Raw genomic sequence first — 4,395 nt, 5'->3', positions numbered from 1 at the left:
GAATTTTGCTTAAATTCTGATATTGTTTTGCAATAATCTGGATAATTAATTCTGATTTATTTTTATCTGATATCTCTAAATTATTTACAATTTTTGACGCTCTTTTTTCAGTAACCTTTATGTATTCTGGATCTAAGTGTTGCTGAGCAGTTAGACTAATCGTAAATAAAAGCATCAGTAAAAAACTTAAACTTGTTTTTTTGATAGACATAATTTTATTTTAAAAGTGGACTTGTTAATGTTTCCTTATTATTTTTTAAATCTTTCCAATCTATCTTTGCATTAGGATTTATTCCGTTGATATAGTCTTCTATATTTGTGTAACCATCGTTATTTTGGTCTCCTTTAGCATCTGACGCATCATTTGGATTTAATCCATTCTTTTTTTCCCAAGTATCTGGCATTCCATCTTTATCAGAATCTTTATAAGGTGTTCCTTTATATTTTGGGTAACCACCAACTTGTGCTATGTCTGTAATAATTCCTTTTTTATAAGAATCTTTAGGCAAACGTCTGTGTTTAAAATGATAAAAAGAATCTGGATTTAAGTCTTTTACATATTCAGGGACACCCGTTTTTACTGTTCTTGCAATTCTTGTATCTACTGCATCTCTAATTGGTAAAGTAGCTCCAGCATTTTCTATGACAAAATCATATGCATCGTCAGCAGACATAATATTTCTAAACCAAGGCATTGGCATTGGCTTATTTGCTTTCATTAACGGAAAATATGTTTTAGCTTCGTCTAAGTCCATTTCAACTCCTTTCATGTTTTCCATTTGAATACCACCATCCCAGTTATCTTGAGAGACTTTTTTATTATTTTCAACAATATTTCCGTTTACGTAAGCACGCCCAAATACAAGATGATCTAGTTTACTTCTTCCTGATTCTGGTTTTAAAATCCTGTAACTAATTTGTTTATCCAAATCGGTTAACGGACCTGGTTTAAAATAGTTATTGATAATATTATATTTGGCAGTATAATCACCACCATCTATAGAACGATGTACCCAATTAAACATCACATTATTCACAAAATTAAAAATACCATTCCAACCAATAGACGGGTTTCTACCAGCATTATTTGCCCACATATTTCTAATAAATGCGCAGTTTTCTCCACCTAAAGTACTTCCAAAAGCATGATTATAAGTATCTAATGCTTCGCCAAATAAACTATTTTGAATGGTAATGTTTACCGTTGGTTTTTTTTCATCTTTATAAGTTGCACCTGGACTGTACATGTGTCTGTAAATAGACATGTTTTCGTCTAAACCCCAAGTTGCTGAGATGTGATCTAACATAATATTTCCTACAGGATTTCCTCCAATTGCATCATCTCTTCTACCAACAAAAGTGTCTCCTCTACGAAAACGCATATGACGTATAACAACATCATGAGTATCTATCCAAACAGTTTCTCCTGCTACACAAACTCCATCTCCAGGAGCTGTTTGACCAGCAATGGTTATGTAAGGTGCTCTTATAATTAAAGGTGTTTTTAGTTTGATGATTCCTGCAACATTAAATACAATAATACGTGCACCACCTTTTTCGCAAGCTTCTCTTAAAGAACCTGGGCCATCATCTGCTAGACTAGTAACTGTGTAGACATTTCCTCCACGTCCCCCAAAAGTATACATACCTCCACCTTCAGCTCCAGGAAAAGCAGGTATTTCTGCTTGCGGTAAATCTGTTGGTCTACTTGCCCAAGGTATATATGGTTTCCCCTCTCTAGCTTCTTTTTGAACTATTATTTTTGCTTTTTCCCAAGCTTCATCAGAATGCCTGTATGCTTCCTCTTTAATTTCTTTCTCTTTTTTTCTATCTTCCTTTGTTAATTTTGGGTATTGTGCATGTGCATTAAATATTCCTAAAAATAACATGAATAAAGTGTAATAAACTGTTTTCTTCATTTGATTTGTTTTATTATTTAAAATATACAAATTGTGTACCACAACAAGTAAATTCTAAAATCTTTACTATTTTTTAGTAATAAAATTATTTAAAAAAAATACCTGCATTAACATAAAAGCAGGTATTTTAATTTAGTTAATATGTTAAATTAATCTAAAGGATTAAATGTACCTCCCCACCCTTGGGTTTGTTCTAAATATGGTGCGGTGTTTAATAAATTTTGATAAATACCAAAGAAATAATATTCATTGTACCATTTAAAACTAAAATCTGTTTGATCTATATTATCTCTAACAGTAACTTCAAAGTGATTGTCATATAAATAATCTACATATTCTTCATAAGTTGTAACCCCGTTAGGATAAGTTGTGGCATCTCTATTTATAATTGGTGCATTTGAACCTTTCAAAGGATCTGTTCCTCTACCATTTTCATAAATAGTATTTGCATCTAATTTAACAAAAGTATAATACCCTTGCCTTCTGGATCCTTCTATAGGTGTTTGATTTAATCTTGTACAAGTTCCATAATCATTATTATAAAGTAACCATCTTCTTAAATCATGAAAACGTTTGTTTTCGTAAGCAAACTCAACTTTTCTTTCATTGATTACAGCAGCAAAAAGTTGATCTCTAGAGGAAACCGTTGCTAAACCATAATCTCCATCATTATTGGTTACCCCTACTCTTGCTCTAATTGATTTGATATATTCTTTACCTTCTGAAAGGTTATTGATTCCAATTGCAGACTCTGCTAAATTTAATACTACTTCTGCAAAACGAATTTCCATATATTGGTCACCATTATTTTGAAAAGAATTAATATTTGAAGAGTTAGGGTTTGTAAATTTTCTTAAAAAGATACCCGTACCATTTCTTTGATTATTTGTCTCTATAGTTGGCTTATCTGGTTCAGCTGCTAGAGGATACCAGTAATACTCCCAATGTTTATAATTAGGGTCTTGAGCATAAGGCCATATACTTCCATTATAAGCAAAAGTATTATAAAAACGAGGATCTCTATTTCTGTAAAATTCGTTTAAATTCCCATTAGGATTGTATGGTGTTCCATCTGCCATAGGAAATGCATCCATAATATTCTTAGTTGGATGAATACCTCCATTACCACCTTGATCTCTAGTACGTGACTGATATTCTGTGTAATTGTTCTTTTGGAATTCTCCAGAATTTGCTGCAAAATCATTAAATCTAAATCCAAAAACAGATTCAGAAGTATTTAAATTAAACCACATATTTTCCCAATCTGGGTCTAAACTATTTCCGGAAGCAATACATTTATTGTAGGCATCTAAATTAGCATCATAAGCACGTTGCCATCTTGCCTGATCGTCTGCTCTATTAAAAAGTGGACTAGCCCAAGTTAACAAAACTCTACCTTTTAATGCTGCTGCTGCTGCTTCTGTAATTCTACCAGTATCATCTTGTGTATATGGTCTACCGTTTTCAAGAAGCGTTTGAGACATTTCTAAATCTGCTACAATTTGATCTATAACTTCACTAGAAGTACTTCTAGGTGTTTGATTTATTGGATCATCAACATTACTTGGTTGTGGTTCTAAAACTAAAGGAACTCCACCATATAATCTAACCAATTCAAAATATTGCCAAGCTCTCCAGAAGTAAAACTGCCCTTTTACTTGATCTTTAAAATCTTCATCAAGACCAGAATACTCATCAACATTATTTAAGTATAAATTACAATACCTAATCCTTGTCCATGTATTATTTGTAATACTGGCTCTAACTGCTTGCCCAATTGAAAATAAACAATGGTTATTTAAAGGTGAAATATCTGGATATTCTCTATTTAAATCTGTTTGACCTGCTATTTCATCTGATGTTTTTGTAAACAAATCTGCACTGGAATGTTCAACTGCGGCTCTAGACCACATTGCCATATTAGCATTTCTATCTGGTAACATTAAATAGTATAAATGATCTAAGTATGCATTTGATAATTCTTCAAACTGAAATACTTCTACATTCACACTAGAAAAGTCTCTTTTTTCTTCTATAAAATCTGCACTACAACTACTAAGTAAGACTAGCGTCAAAAAAGTTACTAAAATTTTAATATTTATATCTTTCATAATTATATTCTTTTAATAAAATTAAAAACCAACATTTACACCTAAAGAAAAAGTTCTAAGGTTTGGATAACTATCATAGGACCCTGATGGTGATAATCCGTATTTTTTATAAGGGTTGTATAAAATAAATGGGTTTATAGCTACTAAATTAAGTCTGAAACTATTAACCCCCAATTTTTCTGATATTTTTTCAGGAATGGTATATCCTACATTAATATTTCTCATTAATAAGCTAAAACTATTTACTTGCCAAAATTTTGAGCTTACCGTATTTATACCTCCCTCACTGCCTTGAGAACCTGCATTAATTGAAGAGGATAAGTTTGGAATATTTCCTGTTGGGTTTAAAACTGGGTGATACATAT

At 31.6% G+C, this 4,395-nt stretch carries 4 protein-coding genes; all 4 read right to left on the bottom strand.

Annotation, left to right across the window (positions count from 1 at the left end):
* Positions 1-211 (bottom strand): DUF3826 domain-containing protein (locus ACTG3S_RS13310; protein WP_439129830.1); only part of this gene is annotated, 211 nt, incomplete at its 3' end.
* 4 nt (positions 212-215) lie between these two features.
* A complete protein-coding gene (locus tag ACTG3S_RS13305; RefSeq protein ID WP_439129829.1) occupies positions 216-1,919 on the bottom strand; it encodes a pectate lyase family protein in 1,704 nt (567 codons plus the stop codon).
* Positions 1,920-2,068: 149 nt separating this feature from the next.
* A complete protein-coding gene (locus ACTG3S_RS13300) occupies positions 2,069-4,030 on the bottom strand; it encodes a RagB/SusD family nutrient uptake outer membrane protein (RefSeq protein WP_439129828.1) in 1,962 nt (653 codons plus the stop codon).
* Positions 4,031-4,051: 21 nt separating this feature from the next.
* A partial coding sequence (locus tag ACTG3S_RS13295) for a hypothetical protein (RefSeq protein ID WP_439129827.1) occupies positions 4,052-4,395 on the bottom strand: 344 nt, incomplete at its 5' end.

The sequence above is a fragment of the Polaribacter sp. genome (genome assembly GCF_965656025.1).
In the GTDB taxonomy this organism is placed as follows: domain Bacteria; phylum Bacteroidota; class Bacteroidia; order Flavobacteriales; family Flavobacteriaceae; genus Polaribacter.
This window is presented reverse-complemented; position numbering and strand designations above follow the sequence as displayed.

Coding starts and splice junctions, on each gene's coding strand:
- ACTG3S_RS13305 (WP_439129829.1), bottom strand. CDS start 1,919: ATGAAGAAAACAGTTTATTACACTTTATTCATGTTATTTTTAGGAATA.
- ACTG3S_RS13300 (WP_439129828.1), bottom strand. CDS start 4,030: ATGAAAGATATAAATATTAAAATTTTAGTAACTTTTTTGACGCTAGTC.